Origin of the sequence: Tepidibacillus infernus, from assembly GCF_048898065.1 — a bacterium.
Taxonomy (GTDB): domain Bacteria; phylum Bacillota; class Bacilli; order Tepidibacillales; family Tepidibacillaceae; genus Tepidibacillus_B; species Tepidibacillus_B infernus.
Genome location: NZ_JBLWFI010000051.1, coordinates 1 through 255, shown reverse-complemented (window position 1 = coordinate 255; position 255 = coordinate 1). Strand labels below are relative to the sequence as shown.

At 50.6% G+C, this 255-nt stretch carries 1 rRNA gene; it reads right to left on the bottom strand.

The window, feature by feature from the left end:
• Nucleotides 1-255 (bottom strand): 23S ribosomal RNA (locus TEPIDINF_RS15265); the annotation flags it as partial.

Sequence of the window (255 nt, the reverse complement as noted above, 5' to 3'; positions counted from 1 at the left end):
TTTAAGACTCGCTTTCGCTACGGCTCCAGCTCTTCACTTTAACCTTGCACGCAATCGTAACTCGCCGGTTCATTCTACAAAAGGCACGCTGTCACACCTCCCGGGTCCCCGCGAAAGTAACACTTTCATGGGTGGGAATGGTGCTCCAACTGTTTGTAAGCACACGGTTTCAGGTTCTTTTTCACTCCCCTCCCGGGGTGCTTTTCACCTTTCCCTCACGGTACTGTTTCACTATCGGTTGCTAGGGAGTATTTA